Genomic DNA, 15755 nt, shown 5'->3' on the forward strand with positions numbered 1-15755 from the left:
CGCCATCGCCACACGCTACGAGAAGACGACCGTCAGCTTCATGGGCGTCCTCTGTCTTGCCGCGGCCCTCGATTGGCTCAAGCGATGACAGACCCTAGCTGGCGAGACGCTGCGCCTGACGCTTGGCGGTATCGAAGGCCTGGAGGTCGAGCGCGAGGTTGATGACCTGCGTGCTCTTCAGGCGTGTGGGCTCGATGGCGCTGCCGATGCCATGCTGCAGGTAGACCTCTTCCACCTCCGGCGTCCGCATGGCGCCTCCCATGGTCCAGTTGGGAAAGGAGCGGCTCGGACTGTTGCGCGCATCCATGATGGTCGCCGTCGTGTGGCGCGGATCCCGTGCAATACGAGTATAGGTCGCGCTTACCTGCGCCTGCTCACCCTCCAGGATCTGGATGAACCAGGTCTTGTCGAAGATCAGGAACCCGGTGATCCCGTCTCGGCTGTTGTTGCGCTGTGAGGCTGTGACGATCTCCCGCAAATTCGTCAGCATCGCCCGGTCGTTGCCGAGGACGACGTTGCGGCTGTAATAAACAAGCTGGTGGATCATCGCAGTTTTTCGCTTCTGCCATCAGGCGTTGTATGAGTAGATCTTTTTCTCTCTCGACCAGATGGATTGATAACGTAGCCCGGTGAAGATCGTCTTTAATCTGATTTGCTTGTTTGGCAGCTAAGTTAATCAAATGACAAGGTAGGAATTTGCGAAGCCGCTCGATTTTTCACTCTGCCGGATCCTTTCGAGATCCCGTCGCCACGATCCGCATCATCGCATCCGGCAGGGGACGCTGAAGCTCCAGCGCAATCTCGGTCGGGGCCGCGAGCCAGGTGCTCCACGCCTCCGGCGTCGTCAGCAGCACCGGCATGGCCTTCGGGTGGACCGGGCCGACGATACCGTTGGCCTCGCAGGTCAGGAAGGAGAACAGGTGGTGCTCCTCCTCGATGCGGTCGGGGTTCTCGGCCTTCGTGCCGCGCACCCCCGTCCAGGGGCGCCAGATGCCGGCGAACGCAAACAGCGGCCGGTCCTCGCCGAGAGCGAACCAGGTCGGCGTCTTTCGCGGCTTGGTGTCGGCGTACTCGCTGAACGAGGAGACCGGTACCAAGCAGCGGTACTCCGGCTTCAGCCAGGGCCGCCAGTGCGGGCTCTTCACGTTGCGCACGTTGGTCACAGGATGCTCGCCGAACGACTTCGGGCCCGGGATGCCCCAGCGCAACATCTCCAGGACGCGTTCGCCGTCCTCGGTCACGCGCACGATCGGCGCGCGCTGATCGGGGAAGATGCCCGGCAGCGGCGGCAGGTTGCCGGTGCGATCGACCGACACGCCGAAGGAAGCGCGGATCTCGGCCTGGGGCGTGATCAGGCTGTAGAGGTTGCACATGGCTCAGGTCCTCGACGGCAGCCCCGCGGGTTCAGGGCCACCCGTGGTGTCGAGCTTGGCCCGGCACGTCATGCCGTAGACGTTGGGGGTCCGGCTTCCAACCTCGCGCTGGAAGCGGCAGGTTTGCGTGAGGGCCAGGTACACGTCCAGCACCGAGGCATGCGCGCCGAAGCGCTGGCGCAGTCGCTCAATTACATAGGATCCGCGCCGTCCGCAGGGACTGCACAGGAGGACGATGCGTTCGGCGCGGACATCGCACAGGCGCTCCACGTCAGGTGCCCCGACCGGGTCCGGCACCGCGAACGTAGCCATAGGAGATCCGCCGTTCGGCCGTGGCCAGCTTCGCCTCCAAGCTCAGGATGTCCTCGATGGCCTGCAGCAGGGCCCGGCGGGCATCGCCACCGGCCGCTTCTGCGTAGGCCAGAGCGATCATCTCGGCCTCGCTCATGGACGCCATCTCGGCGATCTGCGTTGCGGTCATGGGTCTTGTCCCCCCTTCAGTACAAAGCAGGAACATTCTGGACGGGCGCGGGTCAAACGCTTTGTGGACGACCTGTGCAGACCGGGGACAGACGGCAGAAACGCCTTGCCAGGGGGAGCGTCACGCTGCGCCTCGAAAAGCTGTCAAGCATAGCAAGAGACCCGCCGCGGCCAGGGCTAGGCGGGTCTCGAAGGCATATCCGTAGGGCTCGGCCTTTACAGGCTCAAGGAGGCGTTGGCCGAGCCGACGATGGTGCAGACGATGCCACCCGCGAAGGCAACGATCATCGCGGTGGAGAAGCCTTTCACCAGCATGGGAGTCTCCGTCGCGAGTCCAATCAGCAGCGGTTTCCGCCCGAGGTCTGGCCGTATTGCTGGGTGGGGAAGTTCTGCTGGTTGGCGTTGCCCTCGGCGGCCGAGCTCATCGGGCAACCGAGATAGGCCGGAGGACGGCGCACATCGTTGACCGAGCCCGTGGTCTCGACGTCGTAGGGTGCGAACGACGTGTAGCGAGAGGGGCTGTCATAGGCTGTGGCGGACGAGATCGGAGCAGCGCCAAGGACAAGGGCGGTGGCGAGGGCGGCGATACGGGTCTTCATTAAGGCTTACGAGCTCCTTCACAGTACAAACCAATGTCTTGGTTCGTTTCTCTCTGTCTGAAAACAATATGGGGGGCCGTTTTCATTCTTGACGTGCCAGGGGACACGCACTGCACCGGATTAAAAATGAGCGTCGCAAATCCGGCCTCGGCTGGTCAGGCACGGGGCACCGAAGAGACATCCCAAGGCGTTGCATCTGATAGAGGTATACCAGAGACATTGCCTGAGCGGACGTTTCCGATCCAGGATCCAGGCTGCCCCACTTGGCCACCTGTGATCCGATCCGGGCTACGATCTCGCAAATGCCAACCCCATATCCCGGTCGAGAGCGGAGAAGATGTCGTGTTCACAGTGAAGGGGATTGATCCGAGTGGCAGGGTGATGACCTTCGCCTGCGGCACGGACGAACAGGCGATGGAGAAGACGTGGGAGCTGCGGCGGCGAGGCTTTCGGGACGTCGTGGTCGTCGATCCAAAAGGCAAGGAACTCGGCGATGGGGCGTTCGAGCGCTCCCTGGAGATCGACTGGGAATGAGCCGCGTGGCAGGCGGGTTACCCGGTGCGTGGCTCTAGCGCGTGCAGTCAGGCGCGACGCCACCGCATCGCGGCGAGCGGGCCCTCGATCTGCCCTCGCATTCATAGGTTCGCCGTCGAACGCTCTCCCCGGCTGCCGAGGGCATGAAGGGTTGCGATGGGCTCGTTCCGATGCGCCTCGCCCCGGGCGATCACGTCATCGCGTACCTCGACCGTCTCCGCGGGCAACCCGTTCGTATGCCCTCCCCATTCAGGCATCTCGGCTTTGGCAACCGTCGGCACGACATGGAACGCCCGGGAGGCCTTTTGGCTTGCGCGGGAACGACCGGCTTCACGAGCCTCGATCAGTCGAACCGGTGGTCGAATGGTGCGCCCCCCCGACAAGTCAGCCCGTGCGCCGCCCCTGTTCGGCCTCTGCGCGCCAAGCATCGCACTCGCGCTCGGCCTGCGCCAGTCGGAGACGCAGGGCCTCGTTCGCGGCGTGCTGCTCACCCGCGTCGACCGCCAGCTCGACGCATTGGTCCTGAACCTCCGCGAGTTGCCGGCGCAGCTCCGCATTCTCGATGACCACGGCAAGGAAATCGGCGCTGCGCTGGTCGCTCATTCCGTCCCCTATCACACCCATCCTGGGGCGGCGGGTCTATCTCAGCTCGCTGAACGCCACCACCCGGGACAGCGCGGCCCCCGGCCGCGGATCCCTGCCGCGCAATGCACGATGGCCTCGTACCGATCCACGGACTCCCTCAGGAGATCGCCCAGGCGAGCACCAGCATGCCGCCGAGGAACATCCCATAGGTGGCCATCACGGCGACGACTTCGCGATGCTGCCGGAGGACGGAATGGGAAGCGAGGAGCATGACACGGGACCAGAAGCTGGAATGCCCCCTCTTCTGATCCAAGACCCCTCCTGAGGCGAGACCTTCGGCCTGCGGAACGAACGAGAAACATCGCTCGTGGTGCGGCGGTCACAAAGCCGCCGAACGACGGCCTTGCCCCTTGCTGAAGGGAGGCGCCAAGAGCTTTGCGGTCGAAGCCGGCATCAGAGCCGCGCTGGTGCTGCGAAGCGCTTCCCGAGATTGATCAAACGGATCCGGCAAGGGCTCGATATACGCCCAGCCCATGGCGTTGCGCCGCTCGATCAGATCCATCACCGCGTCGACGGCTCGACGAAGACGCACCCGGGTCATCGTGGCTTCGCTGTCCAGGGCTGGGTTGAGCGCTTCGAAGACGAGGTCTTCCTTGAATGCGGTCTCGATGAGGATTTCCTCTACCTCATGACGAACAGGATCAAGGAATTCGATGCCATAGCCGTCCGCTTCTCGCCGGGCGATGCGACACGCACGGGGTAGGCTGCTCAAGCCGATCGCAAGATCGAAATTTGCCGGGATGGGCGCGTTCTTCGGCGTACGCACGAAGCTTCCGTGAGTTGAGATATCCGTGATGAGGCAAGGAATAGCGTTACTTGAGAGCGGAACGAAGATCCTCGCTTCAAGATTGCATTGCTGTCTTTTGAACCGTCGCCGATCGGGCATCTACTATACCATTTTGTTGCATTAATACATCAAACTCGAGCCAATATCCCGATTGTCGGGTTAACAAACAATGAAATTACCCGGGAAAAGAATTTTGTGTCTCTGCGGAACTTCCTGTGAGACATTGGGTAGATGCAATTCTAGTACGGGCCCTGAAGAGATCACCTAAAGCTCTGCGCCTGAACAGGGTATACCAGCGCCGACGCTGGTGCTCGGGTCGATCGGAGTTCATGAGGCTGCGCTGGCCAAAGGCCGAACGGTCCCGGGTCGCGTTGTTCGTCGTGTCGCGGTCGCCGGTGGTCAGGATCACGCATGTGGTTCGTACGGTACCCAGAGCATCGTCGGCCCCACTCGCCGGACAGACGAAGCGCTCTGCCCCGTCACGCCAGGAGCCCTCCCCTCCGTCCCACCAGCGCCCATCCGTCAGATGGAAGACGCGCCGTCCATGCGGACGGGCGCAGACCTCGCAACGTCTCTTGGCTCGCTCGAAGCGGATCACGGCCGAGAGATGCGGCCAGTCGGTGGGGTAGACGAAGCGGTGTTCGCGCCGGATCCGCTACGTCTGCCTCGCTGCGGGGGCGGGCCTGGAGGAACTCGCTGAAGAGCGTGTCCCGGCTGACCCCGAGGCGCGTGGCAATGGCCGCGATCGAGAGAGTCGATGGTGCGCATCATCTGGACGAGCGAGCGTCCAGACGACGAGCACGTCTGTGGGCGGAGTGAGGCGAGGGCCGCCTCGAACTCGGGGCCCTTGATCCCGGCCTTATCGAACGTCTTCTCCTCGAGCAGGCACTCGCAGCCGGCTCGTGTCAGCGCATCACGCTGCAGGTCGAGGGTCGAGACGAGGGCATATCGGGAACGTGATTCCGGTACGTTTCATCCGCAATGGAAATCCAATCCTATCTTTCCCGACAGAGATGGGGCGTCTCAAGGGTGCGTAGATCGGGCCCGGCAAGGGTAATCGGAAAACAATCGGATCTTCGACATCCCGGCCATTCGAGCGAATGTCTAGTGCTTTCTGGGGTTCATCATCGAGGTTCCATCGCAACCAATCACCCTGCGATCAGTTTCTTGTGATCAGCACCTCCGAACGCGTCTGCGCCGTTCCCGGCTGATCCAAGGACATCGACATGCGGGCTTTAAAGGCGATGACGATCGCCGCGCTGGTTCTGAACCCAGCCCTTGCACGCGCTCAAGGCGCATTGAGTCAGCCCACGCCCAATAGCAGCGGCGGAACCGGTAGACCGGCGAACCTTTGCACGGAACTCGTTGCCTTCGTGAAACAGCCCGAGGCCGCGACAAAGGCCGCGGAGGCACCGCCACAGCTCGCTACGGCGGTGACGGCCAAGAAGAGTGACGATACGTCAGCGAAGCCCTCAGCTCCGGGCACGCCCCAGAACACCTCGGGTCAGAGCGGGCAGATCACGGCCTCCGGACCGGGTGCGGCTGGCCCCCAGGGTGAGGCGCAGAACAAGGCCGCTCCGGCAGGCTCCACGGCCACGGCATCGGGACCTGCGAAGGTCGCGTCTGCGACGGTCCCGGCTGCGCCCGCGGCTCCCAAACCTTCCGCCGAGAACATGCAGCAGATCGAGAGCGCGGCGGGCACGAACGACATCCAGGGTTGCCGAGCCGCTGCTCAGACCATGCGGCGGGCCAGCGTCGTGATGCCAGGGCCACTCCTGGCTCTCGCCGCGATGGCACCCCGGCTCCTGGAAACCGCCCCTCGTCCCTGAGAACGCTCGACCCGCATCGCACGCGCACCGTCTCCTCGATCAGGGAGCCACTTTCACCCCAGAGGATCACACTATGACGCGCCGCTCGACCACGCCCTGGCTGGTTCCCGCTCTCATCGGGTCTGCTGCTGCTCTTGGTGCATCCGCGCTGTTTGCGGTCGTGAGCGCCCGCGAAGCCGAGCGGCGCACGCCGCCCATCGGCGACTTCATGACCGTGGATGGTGTGCGCTTGCACTACATCGTCCGAGGCCACGGTCAGCCCTTGGTGCTGATCCACGGCAACGGCACGATGATCCAGGACTTCCTGGTCAGCGGAATCGTGGACGAGCTCGCCAAGCGCTACCGGGTCATCATCTTCGACCGGCCGGGCTATGGCTACAGCAGCCGGCCCCGCGGGATCTGGACCCCGCGGGCTCATGCGACGTTGTACGAAAAGGCTCTGGAGCGGCTCGGCGTCTCGAACGCGGTGGTCCTCGGACACTCCTGGGGCAGCCTTGTCGCCATCGCGCTGGCGCTGCAGGCGCCAAGCCTCGTGCGGAGCCTCGTCCTGGCTTCGGGCTACTACTACCCGACGCTGCGGGCCGATGTGATCCTGGCTTCACCCCCGGCGATCCCCGGCATCGGGGACGTCCTGCGCTACACCGTATCGCCACTCGTTGGTCGGGCTCTCATGCCGGGCATGATCAAGGGGATGTTCGCGCCGGCTCGGGTGCCGGAGCGGTTTGATCGGGAGTTCCCCAAGGAGATGATGCTGCGACCTCTGCAGCTCCGAGCATCCGCTGAGGATGCTGCGTTGATGACCCCGGTGACGGTCGAACTGCAGGCGCACTACCGCGAACTCAAATTGCCCGTCGTCATCATCGCCGGGGCCGACGATCAGATTGCAAATGTCGGACGTCAATCCAAGCGATTGCACCACGCCTTGCCTCAGAGCGAATTCATCGTCGTCCCAGGCATGGGCCACATGATCCATCATCTCGCGCCAAAGCAGGTCGTTCAGGCCATCGACCGCGCGTTCGAGATGGCACGCGGCGACCGTGTGTAATCAGAAAGGGCGGGACGAATTCGCATGGCACACTACATCGCAATCGAGAGAGCTACGGGCCGCGTCTACGGCGATACGGCACGCTTTGGTCAAGCCGGGAACGTGGCTTCCCCGGATGATGCGGTCTTTCTCTTTGACCGCCATCATGGCCGTGCGGCTCGCGGGTTTGGTCACGTCGGGCCAACGAGCACGGCGGCAAGCTATGACGTCTATGAGATCCAGCCATCCGGCTCTCATGCTCCGACGGCCAGCGAGGCTGGAGCACAGGCCCTCGTGAAGGATCACGGATCGTGGGTGGTCGCGCTCGTCAGCTACAATTCCTGACGGGCCTAGGACCGCGCAATCGATCTCGTCACGGAAAAGGCCAGAAACGCACTGGCTCCGACGGAAAGAGCTGCGATCACCAACAAATCGACGTCCGGCTCAAGCCACTTCAAGCCGGCCCCGATGTGCCAGGCATGAAGCCAGAAGCCGCTGATGGGAAGTGCAAGCACCGCTGTCGTCACAAGGTAGATGCGCCACCTGAACATCCGGCGAGCCTACGCCTGATCACGTGGAAGCACTATTCCCGCAACATGTTACGCCTGTCCCACGCATGGCGAAGCCGGTCAGCTCGACAGGCGAGCAAGGCTCCCGCTCCCATCGGACCAACCGGCTTCAGTCGTACAGTATTGCGGCCGGCCGTGTCGGCCAGCAGCGTGATCGGCTCGGACCGAGGCAAACACCCCATCTCCGATCTGATAGATGCAGTTTCGATCAAGGTGGTTAAAGCTTCCTTAACCGTCACCGGAAGACCGCGGACCGAAACGGTGGGCCTTCGCGTTTCAGGCCGGCCTGAAGGTCGGCTGACAGCCGCCTCGGCGACGTCTGATGTCGGAACGACCGCTGTTTCCCGACATCGTTGCCGTCCGGTGTGCGTATGACCCCATCGTGAAGCGGGCCATCCGCATTCGACCCACCCCTGCCCTTCCGCGTCCTTGAGGCGATGCTGGGAAGCAGGCGTTCGACACCCCATCCGGGATCGGAATCCTCGAACGCAGGAACCGCGTGGATGGCCGCCATCGGCCTTCCGACCATCGGGGAAGATAACGGGCATGCAGTTCGACGGCGTCTCATCTTGTCGCCTCCTGCCCCTCGCGACCGGGCCTGCGGAATTCCAGCGGGAAGTTGTTCAGGACGCGCCAGAGTTCGTAGCCGACCGTCACCGTCTCCATCTGGATCCAGCCGCGCACCTTGGCGCCCAGGGGAATGAACGCGACGTCCGGCCAGGCGATCTTGCCGGGTGCCGGCTCCACCAGGACCCGGAACAGGCCGTTCGGCTGAGCCGAGGGGTCGATCATCCGAACCTGCCCATCGAACAGGCCGTGGGCCACCGATGGCCAGCCGCTGAACTGAATGGCCGGCCAGCCCTCGAAGGCGAGGCGCACGGGCTGCCCGGGCCGGATCAGGGCCACGTCGCGGCCATCGACCATCAGTTCCACCACGCGCGTGGAGGCGTGCGGAGCCAGGGTTGCGAGGATGTCCCCGGCATTGACCAGGGTCGCTCCGGCCGCCGCGTTGATATGCAGGATCCGCCCATCGCGTGGTGCGCGCACCAGCTGCGCCGCCTGACGGTTCGCCGTCACATCCAGGCGACTCAGCTTCCCCCTGACCTCGGCCAGCCGCACGCGGCGCTCCGCGACACGGATCTGCGCGGCCTCGAAGTTGCGCCGCGTCACGAAGCCCTTGTCCGCCGCCTCCCGGGTCTGGCTGACCTCGCTCTCGGCCACCCGCACCGCCTGTTCGGCGGCCGCGATCTCGGCCTCGATCTGCTCCCGCTCGGCCCCGAGCCGCTGAAGCAGGAAGGGGTCGTTGTCGGCAAGCCGTGCGATCGGATCGCCCGCCCGGACCCTTTGGCCATCCTCCACGTACCAGTGCTCGACCCGCCCTTGGACGAGGGCCGTGATCGTCTGCACGCGGTCGGCCGGGTTGGGCGCGATCACGCGGCCCGTTCCGACCGAGGTCTGGACCCAGGGCACGGTGAGGAGGATCAGCGCCGCCAGGACGAGGCCGATACCGAGCATCCAGGCGAGCGCGAGGGCGGCACGGGGCGGGCGGATCGCGGTCAGCGTCGGGAAGTGATGCAGGTGTTCAGGCCGCGACAGCACGGGACGTCTCCTTGTCGTTGGCGCGGGCGAGCAGACCCGCGGGATCCGCGAACCGGACCTGGTCGCGCCTGCAGAGCCAGAGATAGCCGTCGTAGGCCTGTATCTCGGGACGTTGGGTGAAGTGCAGAACCGTCGTGCCCGCCTGGCGCAGGGCCACCAGAGCCGCCGCGACGTGTTCGGGCGCCACGAGGTCGTAGAGGGTACTCAGGATCAGGAGCTTGGGGGGCCGCGCCACCGCCGCGGCCAGCTTCAGGGCCATGATCTCGCGGGTCGAGAGCGGCCAGCCCGAGGACGAGAGCGGCGTGTCGAGGCCCTGCGGCAGCTGCAGGATGCGCTCCGACAGACCGAGGCGGTCGAGGCAATCCTGGGTCGTGGCTCCTCCCTGGTCGTCCGCGAGGGCGAGGTAGGCGCGGATCGTGGTCTCGACGAGCGTCGGACGGTCGAGAACCAGGATCTCGGAGCGCAGGCGATACATCTCGAAGGAGGCGATGTCGGCCCCGCCGATCATCACCAACCCGCGCCGCGGCTGCACCGAGCGCTTGAGCAGCGCGGCCACCGCTTGCTCGACCTGCGCCTCCGCGGTGACGGCGATCTGCTCGCCGCTGCCGACGGCGAAGTCCAGGCGCCCGCCCTCGACCTCGACGTCGCGTAGGCGAAGGGAGCCGGTCGCCGGCACCGCCCCCGTCCGCGCGAGGTCGTTCTCCTGCTCGATGTCGTAGAACAGCGACAGTTCGTGCAGCGCGGCCACGAGGTCGTAGAAGCTCTCCAGGTAGGAGCCGAGCTGCGAGATGCCGTAGAACACCCCCGACAGGACGAGTTCGGCCGCCACGAGCTGCCCGATCGAGAGCTGGCCCTGCAGGATCAGCCATCCGCCCAGCGCCAGCAGGGCCGCGCTGGCAACGGCGTAGACCGTAAGGCAGCCGAGGGTCTGCGCGAAGGTGTGACCGAAGTGGCGGCGGTGCGCCCGCACATAGGCGGCCGTCACGGCTTCCGAGCGCTGCAGGGCGAAGTCGAGGTGGCGGCTGCTCTTGTAGAACCCGTTCGAGCCGCCCACGCTCTCCAGCCAGCGGGCGGTGTCGTGCTTGGCGTGGCTGAGCCGCACACCCGAGCGGATCGCCGGGCCGGCCCAGACCAGCCACAGGAACAGCAGCGCGCCGACGAGGACCCCGTTAAAGGCCAGGAAGAAAGGGTGGTAGAAGCTCGTCAGGATCAGGCCGAGGGTCGATTGGAGGACGATGGCAAAGCCGCCGATCAGAAGGTGCGGCACCGCCCTCTGGACCGTCATGAGGTCGAAGAACCGATTGAACAGGTCGCCCCGCTGGGCGTCGTCGAAGAACGGATTGCGGGCGTGGACCGCGCGCAGGGTGATCTCCGCCACGATGCGGCCGAAGACGCGCCGCTCGAACAGCGCCATGAGGTAGACCCGGGCGGCGCTGAGCGCCGCCGCGATCGCCAGCAGGAGCAGGAGAAGTCCGGACAGCACGAACAGGGGCGCCGGCAGCGCGGTGTTCGCGACCGAATTGATCAGCAACTGGACCGAGATGGGCGTGGCAAGGCCCAGGAGGGCGATGGCGGCCCCGTAGACGACCGCCATCCAGACGTATCCGGCCTCCGGCTTCAGGAGGCGTCCGATCAGCTTGCAGGCCTTTGCCAAGGTCAGCGGTGTGTGCGGCGGCGCGATCATGGTTCACATCGTTCCAGGGTGGCGCACGCAGCCGCTCGCGATCCGCGACCGGCCAGTGCTCGGATTTCGTATGAGGACGGCGCAACCTTTGCCCCGGCTGCGCGTCCGTGCGGACTCGACCGATCCGCTCTGCAACGGGCGGTCGGCTGGGCGCCTGACGGGCGCCTCGCACTCCAGGCAGCCGCGGGAAAAGCGGTCCTGCCGGATGCAGGGCTATGCGGGGGTCTTGGAACGCATGTGCGGCGGGCGCTCGCGTAGCGGTTCGCCAGAGCCTGTCGGCTTCGGCGAACCGAGGGGGTCTGGCCGGCGGCCCGCGGGGTCAGCGTCGTCCACCGGCCCATGGGCCGGCGGCAGGGGCGTCAGCAGCGATAACCACCCGAGACCTGGCCGTACTGCTGGACCGGAAAGTTCTGCTGATTGGCGTTCCCTTCCTGAGCCGAACTCCGCCGGCAACCGTATGCGCTGTAGCCCTGATCTGTCGGCAGCGTGATCGCGCCGGTGACCAGACCGTCCCAGGTGGTGGGGGGAAGGGGGCGCTGCTGCGGACCGACCCGGTAGTCGGCCATCGCCACCGAGGTCGCCCCGGCGACACCGAGGGCGACCACGAGCGTCGCAGCAAAGGTCTTCATCACGGCTTTCATGGCTCATCTCCATTGCTTGGGCTTGGGGCACGCGAACCGGTGGGTTCGCGTGATTGGGCTGGGGCTCGAAGCGGCCTCTGTCCGCCGCATCGGTCCCGTGCTGCCACAACAGAGATTTGGATAAGCCCAGGCAATCGACAATGTCTCCGTCACAATGCAAAGCATTGCGTTTTCAAATAGAGCGATCACCGCCGCTTACGATACGGCAGAAGTCATTGTATTCAAAATACCCAGTAGCATACACTTCAGTCTTCATGTGCGATCCGTCACACGGGAACCGAATTCGGTCAATCTGCTCAGCGAGACTTTGTCCCAGCTTCTTGTACGGCGAATGAAGGCCTCGACATCAAAGGGATGCCGATGCCATCGCTCCCCTTCGATCTCGATCTTCTGCGCACCTTCGTGGCCATCGTCGACAATGGCAGCTTCACCCGCGCCGCCCGGCGCATGGAGCTGACCCAGTCGACGGTCTCCCTGCAGATCAAGCGGCTGGAGGAGGGCCTTGGACAACGCCTGTTCGACCGGGATGGTCGGGAATTGCAGTTGACGCCCGAAGGCGAGGTTCTGCTGACGTATGCGAGGCAGATGCTGAAGCTCGGGAGCGAGGTCCTTTCTCGCATCGTCGAACCGGATGTGCGGGGCGTGGTTCGGCTGGGCACACCCGAGGATTTCGCCACCGTGCACCTATCGGACATCCTGGCCCGCTTCGCGCGCGCCCACCCGCAGGTCGCGCTGGAGGTGTGCTGCGACTTCACCGTGAACCTGCTCGACGATTTCTCGAAGGGCCGCTACGACCTGATGCTGTTCAAGCGCGAGCCCCAGGGGTCCGGCGGCGGCACGAAGGTCTGGCGGGAAATCCTCGACTGGGCCGCATCGCCCCGCCTCCTCACGGAAGCCAGCGATCCGGTGCCGCTCGTCCTTCCGCCTTCGCCCGACGTGTACCGCCGGCGCGCCTTGTCCGCGCTGGATGCGAGCGGACGCCCCTGGCGCGTGGTCTACACGAGTCAGAGCCTGGCGGGCCTTCAAGCGGCGGTTCAGGCGGGACTCGGTGTCACCGTGCTGCCGACCGAGATGATCCCGGCGGGACTGGTCTCGGTCGGCAATCGCCTACGATTGCCGAAGCTGCCGGACACCGAGATCGTCCTCTACCGGGCGCCCGGCCCCCTCTCACCAGCTGCAGAACTTCTGTCGTCCACGATCATCGCTGCGCTGGAGCGGCACGCGACCTGCCAGGAAACAGTCACTTTGTAGTGTCGCCGGTCCGGCAACACTGTCATCATGCGAACACCGCAGGTGGTCCGAAACGTCACGAAACAGGGCTGCACCGTCTCGTCGATGGGAACCTCATCACCGTGTCCGGCGCTTTGCCGGCCATCTATGCCGCCCGCACCGTTGCGAGAAATTGACGGACCTGGGCGTTCAAGTGCTCGGACTGGCGTGACAGCTCGGAGGCGGCGCCCAGTACCTGGCTCGCGGCCGCGCCCGTCTCTTCGGCGGCGCCGGCTACCCCCGAAATGTTACTCGTGACTTCGCTCGTCCCCATCGCAGCCTGCGCGACGTTGCGCACGATTTCCTGGGTGGCCGCCCCCTGCTCCTCCACCGCCGCCGCGATCGTCGTTGCAACCCCGCTGATGTCCTGAATACGTGCGGTGATGCTGCCGATNCACGATTTCCTGGGTGGCCGCCCCCTGCTCCTCCACCGCCGCCGCGATCGTCGTTGCAACCCCGCTGATGTCCTGAATACGTGCGGTGATGCTGCCGATCGCCGAGACAGCGCGCGCTGTCGAGCCCTGGATCTGGGCGATATGCCCACCGATCTCCTGCGTGGCCCGCGCTGTCTGGTTGGCCAGCTCCTTGACCTCGGCGGCCACCACCGCGAAGCCCCGGCCCGCCTCGCCGGCCCGCGCCGCCTCGATGGTGGCGTTCAGCGCCAGCAGGTTGGTCTGCCCGGCGATCGAGGTGATCATCGTGACCACGTCGCCGATGCGCGCCACGGCCGTGTTGAGCTGCTGGACCAGCTCAGCCGTCTCGGCGGCCTCTCGAACCGCGCTCTGCGCCATCGTGGCGGACGTGCCGACCTGGCGGCCGATCTCCTGCACCGAGGAGCCGAGTTCCTCGGCCGCGGCCGCCACGGTGTTGACGTTGGAAGCGGCTTCTTCCGCCGCGGCAGCGACACTGGTCGTCTGGTTGGCGGTCTGGGTGGCGGTGCCGGCCATGCTCCGGGCGGTGGCCTGCAGCTCGGTGGCCGAACTCGTCACCATGCCGAGGATGCCGCCCACCACCCCTTCGAAGCTGTCGGCCATCGCCCGCATCGCCGCCTGGCGCTGCGCCTCCGCCCCCGCCCGCGCCTGGACCGTGTCCTCCTCCAGGGCCCGCATTCTGATCAGACCGTCCTTGAACACCTGGACGGCGTCCGCGATGGTGCCGATCTCGGTCCGGGCGCCCTGGTGCGGGATGGTCACGGAGAGGTCGCCGCCCGCCAGCGCCTGCATGGGCCGGACCACGGCGCGAATGCCGTGCGTGACGCCGTGGATGATGAGCGTTGCAGAGACGGTGGAGATGAGGAGACACAGTGCTATGGCGATGAGCCCCCAGGTATGGGTCGTCTCGAAGACGGTCTTGCTCTCGGCCTGAGCTGCACTGGCGCCCTCGTTGTTCATGGCAACGAGCTTGTCGAGGGCTGCGGAGGCTGCACGGCGGGGGATGATGCCCTGACTCTCATAGAGCGCGTAGGCCTGAGCCTTCTGACCGGCACGCGAGAGTTGAAGAATGGACTGGCGCACGCCCTCGAAATTCCGGGCTTCACGCGTGAACGTCTCGTAGAGCGCACGCTCGTCAGACGTGTCGATCATCGGCTCGAAAGCGGACTTCTTCTCGTCGAGCTTTTTGCCAAAGCGCTCCATGTCGGTCTCGATGCGTGCGACGAGTGCCGGGTCGACGGCTTGCGTGTGACGCAGGACGAGAGCGCTGGTCCGTGCAGTGAGCGTATCAATCTCGCCGAGGAGGCGCATGCTCGGCAGCCAGTTGGTTTCGATGTTGAGCGCCTGCTGCCGCATGCGGTGCGTGCCAATCACCCCCAGCAATCCTAACCCGACAGCAAGCAGTGTCAGCAGCGAGAAAGCGGCGATCAGCTTGGCGCGGATAGACAGATTTCTGACAGACACGATGAGTTCCCGGCGCTACCGAGCGGAGAGGTCCGATGCAGTGGCGGCGCATCATTACGGGAAAGTGTTAAGCGGACACTCTCTGGTGTCCCAAATACCAGCCAGCGCCTTCAGCCTCGACACGCGGGAAGGCGCACTCTCGCTGGCCGATCTTGCTTTCGTCTGAGTCCGGCGGCCGCCTGAGGACACCGCAGCGCATCGGGATAGGCACCACAACGTGAAAGCGTAAAAGCTCTACCCCATTGCCAATAACAAATGCACTGGCTGCAAATTATGTAACGACGCGTATTCATAGTCTTAGATTTTCAATAAATTCATATCCGATTATAGCTCGTCATATTTTTCGACGAGATCTCCAAAGTTTATCAACTCGTGTCGATGGCGCGACCCTTCTCATGGAGAGCCATGACCGCCACTCTCAATCTGTTGGGCAAGATGTCGTGTAAATCCACCGGAAACACCCGATTCAGCGTTCCACAAAGACCGAATATTTTCAGTTCCGCCCGTGCCGGAACGCCCGCACGGGACTGGTTGCAGGACCACATATCCATCTGACTAAGAACCACCCCAACCATGCACTGGAATAGTTGATTGAAAATAATTAAACGCAGACAAGTATGATCTGTAAAATTTAAAGATATCCCCAAAGGGCGACGCGGCGCCTGCTCCCCAATTCTAGGCTTGCTCGCTCGAAACGCTTCCAACGGCATTGCAATTCTTGCACGAGAAACCACCGGATCGGCGACAACGCGGCCGATGGGATCCATGTCTTCATTCGGACTGGGCAGGGGCGGGAACCGGTCGCTTTCCAAAGGACCCCGGTCGTG

General features: G+C 64.6%; 15 protein-coding genes and 4 pseudogenes. 5 read left to right on the top strand and 14 right to left on the bottom strand.

Annotation, left to right across the window (positions count from 1 at the left end):
* Window positions 1-88: pseudogene (locus tag ASG51_RS23880) on the top strand (IS5/IS1182 family transposase); the annotation flags it as partial.
* 6 nt (window positions 89-94) lie between these two features.
* Here ASG51_RS23880 and ASG51_RS04940 read toward each other — a convergent pair.
* From ASG51_RS04940 to ASG51_RS04960, 5 genes are all read right to left on the bottom strand, one after another.
* Complete coding sequence (locus ASG51_RS04940; protein ID WP_056273474.1) at window positions 95-547, bottom strand: BLUF domain-containing protein; 453 nt, start codon at window positions 545-547, stop codon at window positions 95-97.
* A gap of 169 nt (window positions 548-716) precedes the next feature.
* Window positions 717-1373 (bottom strand): SOS response-associated peptidase, encoded by a 657-nt coding sequence (locus ASG51_RS04945; protein WP_056379483.1) that lies wholly within the window; start codon window positions 1371-1373, stop codon window positions 717-719.
* Between the two features lie 3 nt (window positions 1374-1376).
* The gene (locus ASG51_RS04950; protein WP_244476371.1) at window positions 1377-1685 is read right to left on the bottom strand and encodes a hypothetical protein; all 309 of its coding nucleotides are present in this window, start codon (window positions 1683-1685) and stop codon (window positions 1377-1379) included.
* The gene (locus ASG51_RS04955; protein WP_056218733.1) at window positions 1645-1854 is read right to left on the bottom strand and encodes a hypothetical protein; all 210 of its coding nucleotides are present in this window, start codon (window positions 1852-1854) and stop codon (window positions 1645-1647) included. Before ASG51_RS04955 ends, ASG51_RS04950 begins: the two co-directional genes overlap by 41 nt.
* 337 nt (window positions 1855-2191) lie before the next feature.
* On the bottom strand, window positions 2192-2452 hold the full coding sequence (locus ASG51_RS04960; protein ID WP_056379484.1) for a hypothetical protein: 261 nt from the start codon (window positions 2450-2452) through the stop codon (window positions 2192-2194).
* A gap of 342 nt (window positions 2453-2794) precedes the next feature.
* On the opposite strand from ASG51_RS04960, the gene ASG51_RS04965 reads away from it, so the two are divergent.
* Window positions 2795-2986: a hypothetical protein gene (locus ASG51_RS04965; protein WP_056218727.1), complete on the top strand. Its 192-nt coding sequence runs from the start codon at window positions 2795-2797 to the stop codon at window positions 2984-2986.
* A 384-nt stretch (window positions 2987-3370) separates the two neighbouring features.
* On the opposite strand, the gene ASG51_RS04970 is transcribed toward ASG51_RS04965, so the two are convergent.
* The 3 genes and pseudogenes from ASG51_RS04970 to ASG51_RS24910 form a co-directional block, all read right to left on the bottom strand.
* Window positions 3371-3589, bottom strand: a complete 219-nt coding sequence (locus ASG51_RS04970; protein ID WP_056218723.1) for a hypothetical protein — start codon at window positions 3587-3589, stop codon at window positions 3371-3373.
* Between the two features lie 361 nt (window positions 3590-3950).
* Window positions 3951-4517 (bottom strand): PilZ domain-containing protein, encoded by a 567-nt coding sequence (locus ASG51_RS04975; protein ID WP_082501257.1) that lies wholly within the window; start codon window positions 4515-4517, stop codon window positions 3951-3953.
* Window positions 4518-5165: 648 nt separating this feature from the next.
* Window positions 5166-5342, bottom strand: a pseudogene (locus ASG51_RS24910) (recombinase family protein); the annotation flags it as partial.
* A gap of 978 nt (window positions 5343-6320) precedes the next feature.
* On the opposite strand from ASG51_RS24910, the gene ASG51_RS04980 reads away from it, so the two are divergent.
* Together ASG51_RS04980 and ASG51_RS23885 are read left to right on the top strand one after the other, a co-directional pair.
* Window positions 6321-7292, top strand: a complete 972-nt coding sequence (locus ASG51_RS04980; protein WP_056379487.1) for an alpha/beta hydrolase — start codon at window positions 6321-6323, stop codon at window positions 7290-7292.
* 24 nt (window positions 7293-7316) lie between these two features.
* Window positions 7317-7616 (top strand): hypothetical protein, encoded by a 300-nt coding sequence (locus ASG51_RS23885; protein ID WP_156389575.1) that lies wholly within the window; start codon window positions 7317-7319, stop codon window positions 7614-7616.
* A gap of 788 nt (window positions 7617-8404) precedes the next feature.
* Here the strand turns inward: ASG51_RS23885 and ASG51_RS04990 are convergent.
* From ASG51_RS04990 to ASG51_RS05000, 3 genes are all read right to left on the bottom strand, one after another.
* The gene (locus ASG51_RS04990; protein WP_056379490.1) at window positions 8405-9439 is read right to left on the bottom strand and encodes an HlyD family efflux transporter periplasmic adaptor subunit; all 1035 of its coding nucleotides are present in this window, start codon (window positions 9437-9439) and stop codon (window positions 8405-8407) included.
* Complete coding sequence (locus ASG51_RS04995; RefSeq protein WP_056379492.1) at window positions 9423-11123, bottom strand: ABC transporter ATP-binding protein; 1701 nt, start codon at window positions 11121-11123, stop codon at window positions 9423-9425. Before ASG51_RS04995 ends, ASG51_RS04990 begins: the two co-directional genes overlap by 17 nt.
* 359 nt (window positions 11124-11482) lie before the next feature.
* Entirely contained in the window at window positions 11483-11752 is a 270-nt protein-coding gene (locus ASG51_RS05000; protein ID WP_082501277.1) for a hypothetical protein, read from the bottom strand.
* Between the two features lie 372 nt (window positions 11753-12124).
* On the opposite strand from ASG51_RS05000, the gene ASG51_RS05005 reads away from it, so the two are divergent.
* Window positions 12125-13015, top strand: coding sequence for a LysR substrate-binding domain-containing protein (locus ASG51_RS05005; RefSeq protein ID WP_244480065.1), 891 nt, complete (start codon window positions 12125-12127; stop codon window positions 13013-13015).
* 124 nt (window positions 13016-13139) lie between these two features.
* Here the strand turns inward: ASG51_RS05005 and ASG51_RS24915 are convergent.
* From ASG51_RS24915 to ASG51_RS23890, 3 genes and pseudogenes are all read right to left on the bottom strand, one after another.
* Window positions 13140-13427 (bottom strand): annotated as a pseudogene (locus ASG51_RS24915) (methyl-accepting chemotaxis protein); the annotation flags it as partial.
* Window positions 13428-13491: 64 nt separating this feature from the next.
* Window positions 13492-14928, bottom strand: a pseudogene (locus ASG51_RS05010) (MCP four helix bundle domain-containing protein); the annotation flags it as partial.
* 365 nt (window positions 14929-15293) lie between these two features.
* Window positions 15294-15695, bottom strand: coding sequence for a hypothetical protein (locus tag ASG51_RS23890; protein ID WP_156389576.1), 402 nt, complete (start codon window positions 15693-15695; stop codon window positions 15294-15296).
* Window positions 15696-15755: the final 60 nt, after the last annotated feature.

Source organism: Methylobacterium sp. Leaf465, from assembly GCF_001424705.1.
GTDB lineage: Bacteria > Pseudomonadota > Alphaproteobacteria > Rhizobiales > Beijerinckiaceae > Methylobacterium.

Excerpts from the sequence above, each read along its gene's own strand:
- ASG51_RS04940 (WP_056273474.1), bottom strand. The coding sequence starts at position 547 with ATGATCCACCAGCTTGTTTATTACAGCCGCAACGTCGTCCTCGGCAAC.
- ASG51_RS04945 (WP_056379483.1), bottom strand. The coding sequence starts at position 1,373 with ATGTGCAACCTCTACAGCCTGATCACGCCCCAGGCCGAGATCCGCGCT.
- ASG51_RS04950 (WP_244476371.1), bottom strand. The coding sequence starts at position 1,685 with ATGGCTACGTTCGCGGTGCCGGACCCGGTCGGGGCACCTGACGTGGAG.
- ASG51_RS04955 (WP_056218733.1), bottom strand. The coding sequence starts at position 1,854 with ATGACCGCAACGCAGATCGCCGAGATGGCGTCCATGAGCGAGGCCGAG.
- ASG51_RS04960 (WP_056379484.1), bottom strand. The coding sequence starts at position 2,452 with ATGAAGACCCGTATCGCCGCCCTCGCCACCGCCCTTGTCCTTGGCGCT.
- ASG51_RS04970 (WP_056218723.1), bottom strand. The coding sequence starts at position 3,589 with ATGAGCGACCAGCGCAGCGCCGATTTCCTTGCCGTGGTCATCGAGAAT.
- ASG51_RS04975 (WP_082501257.1), bottom strand. The coding sequence starts at position 4,517 with ATGCCCGATCGGCGACGGTTCAAAAGACAGCAATGCAATCTTGAAGCG.
- ASG51_RS04980 (WP_056379487.1), top strand. The coding sequence starts at position 6,321 with ATGACGCGCCGCTCGACCACGCCCTGGCTGGTTCCCGCTCTCATCGGG.
- ASG51_RS23885 (WP_156389575.1), top strand. The coding sequence starts at position 7,317 with ATGGCACACTACATCGCAATCGAGAGAGCTACGGGCCGCGTCTACGGC.
- ASG51_RS04995 (WP_056379492.1), bottom strand. The coding sequence starts at position 11,123 with ATGATCGCGCCGCCGCACACACCGCTGACCTTGGCAAAGGCCTGCAAG.
- ASG51_RS05000 (WP_082501277.1), bottom strand. The coding sequence starts at position 11,752 with ATGAAGACCTTTGCTGCGACGCTCGTGGTCGCCCTCGGTGTCGCCGGG.
- ASG51_RS05005 (WP_244480065.1), top strand. The coding sequence starts at position 12,125 with ATGCCATCGCTCCCCTTCGATCTCGATCTTCTGCGCACCTTCGTGGCC.
- ASG51_RS23890 (WP_156389576.1), bottom strand. The coding sequence starts at position 15,695 with ATGGATCCCATCGGCCGCGTTGTCGCCGATCCGGTGGTTTCTCGTGCA.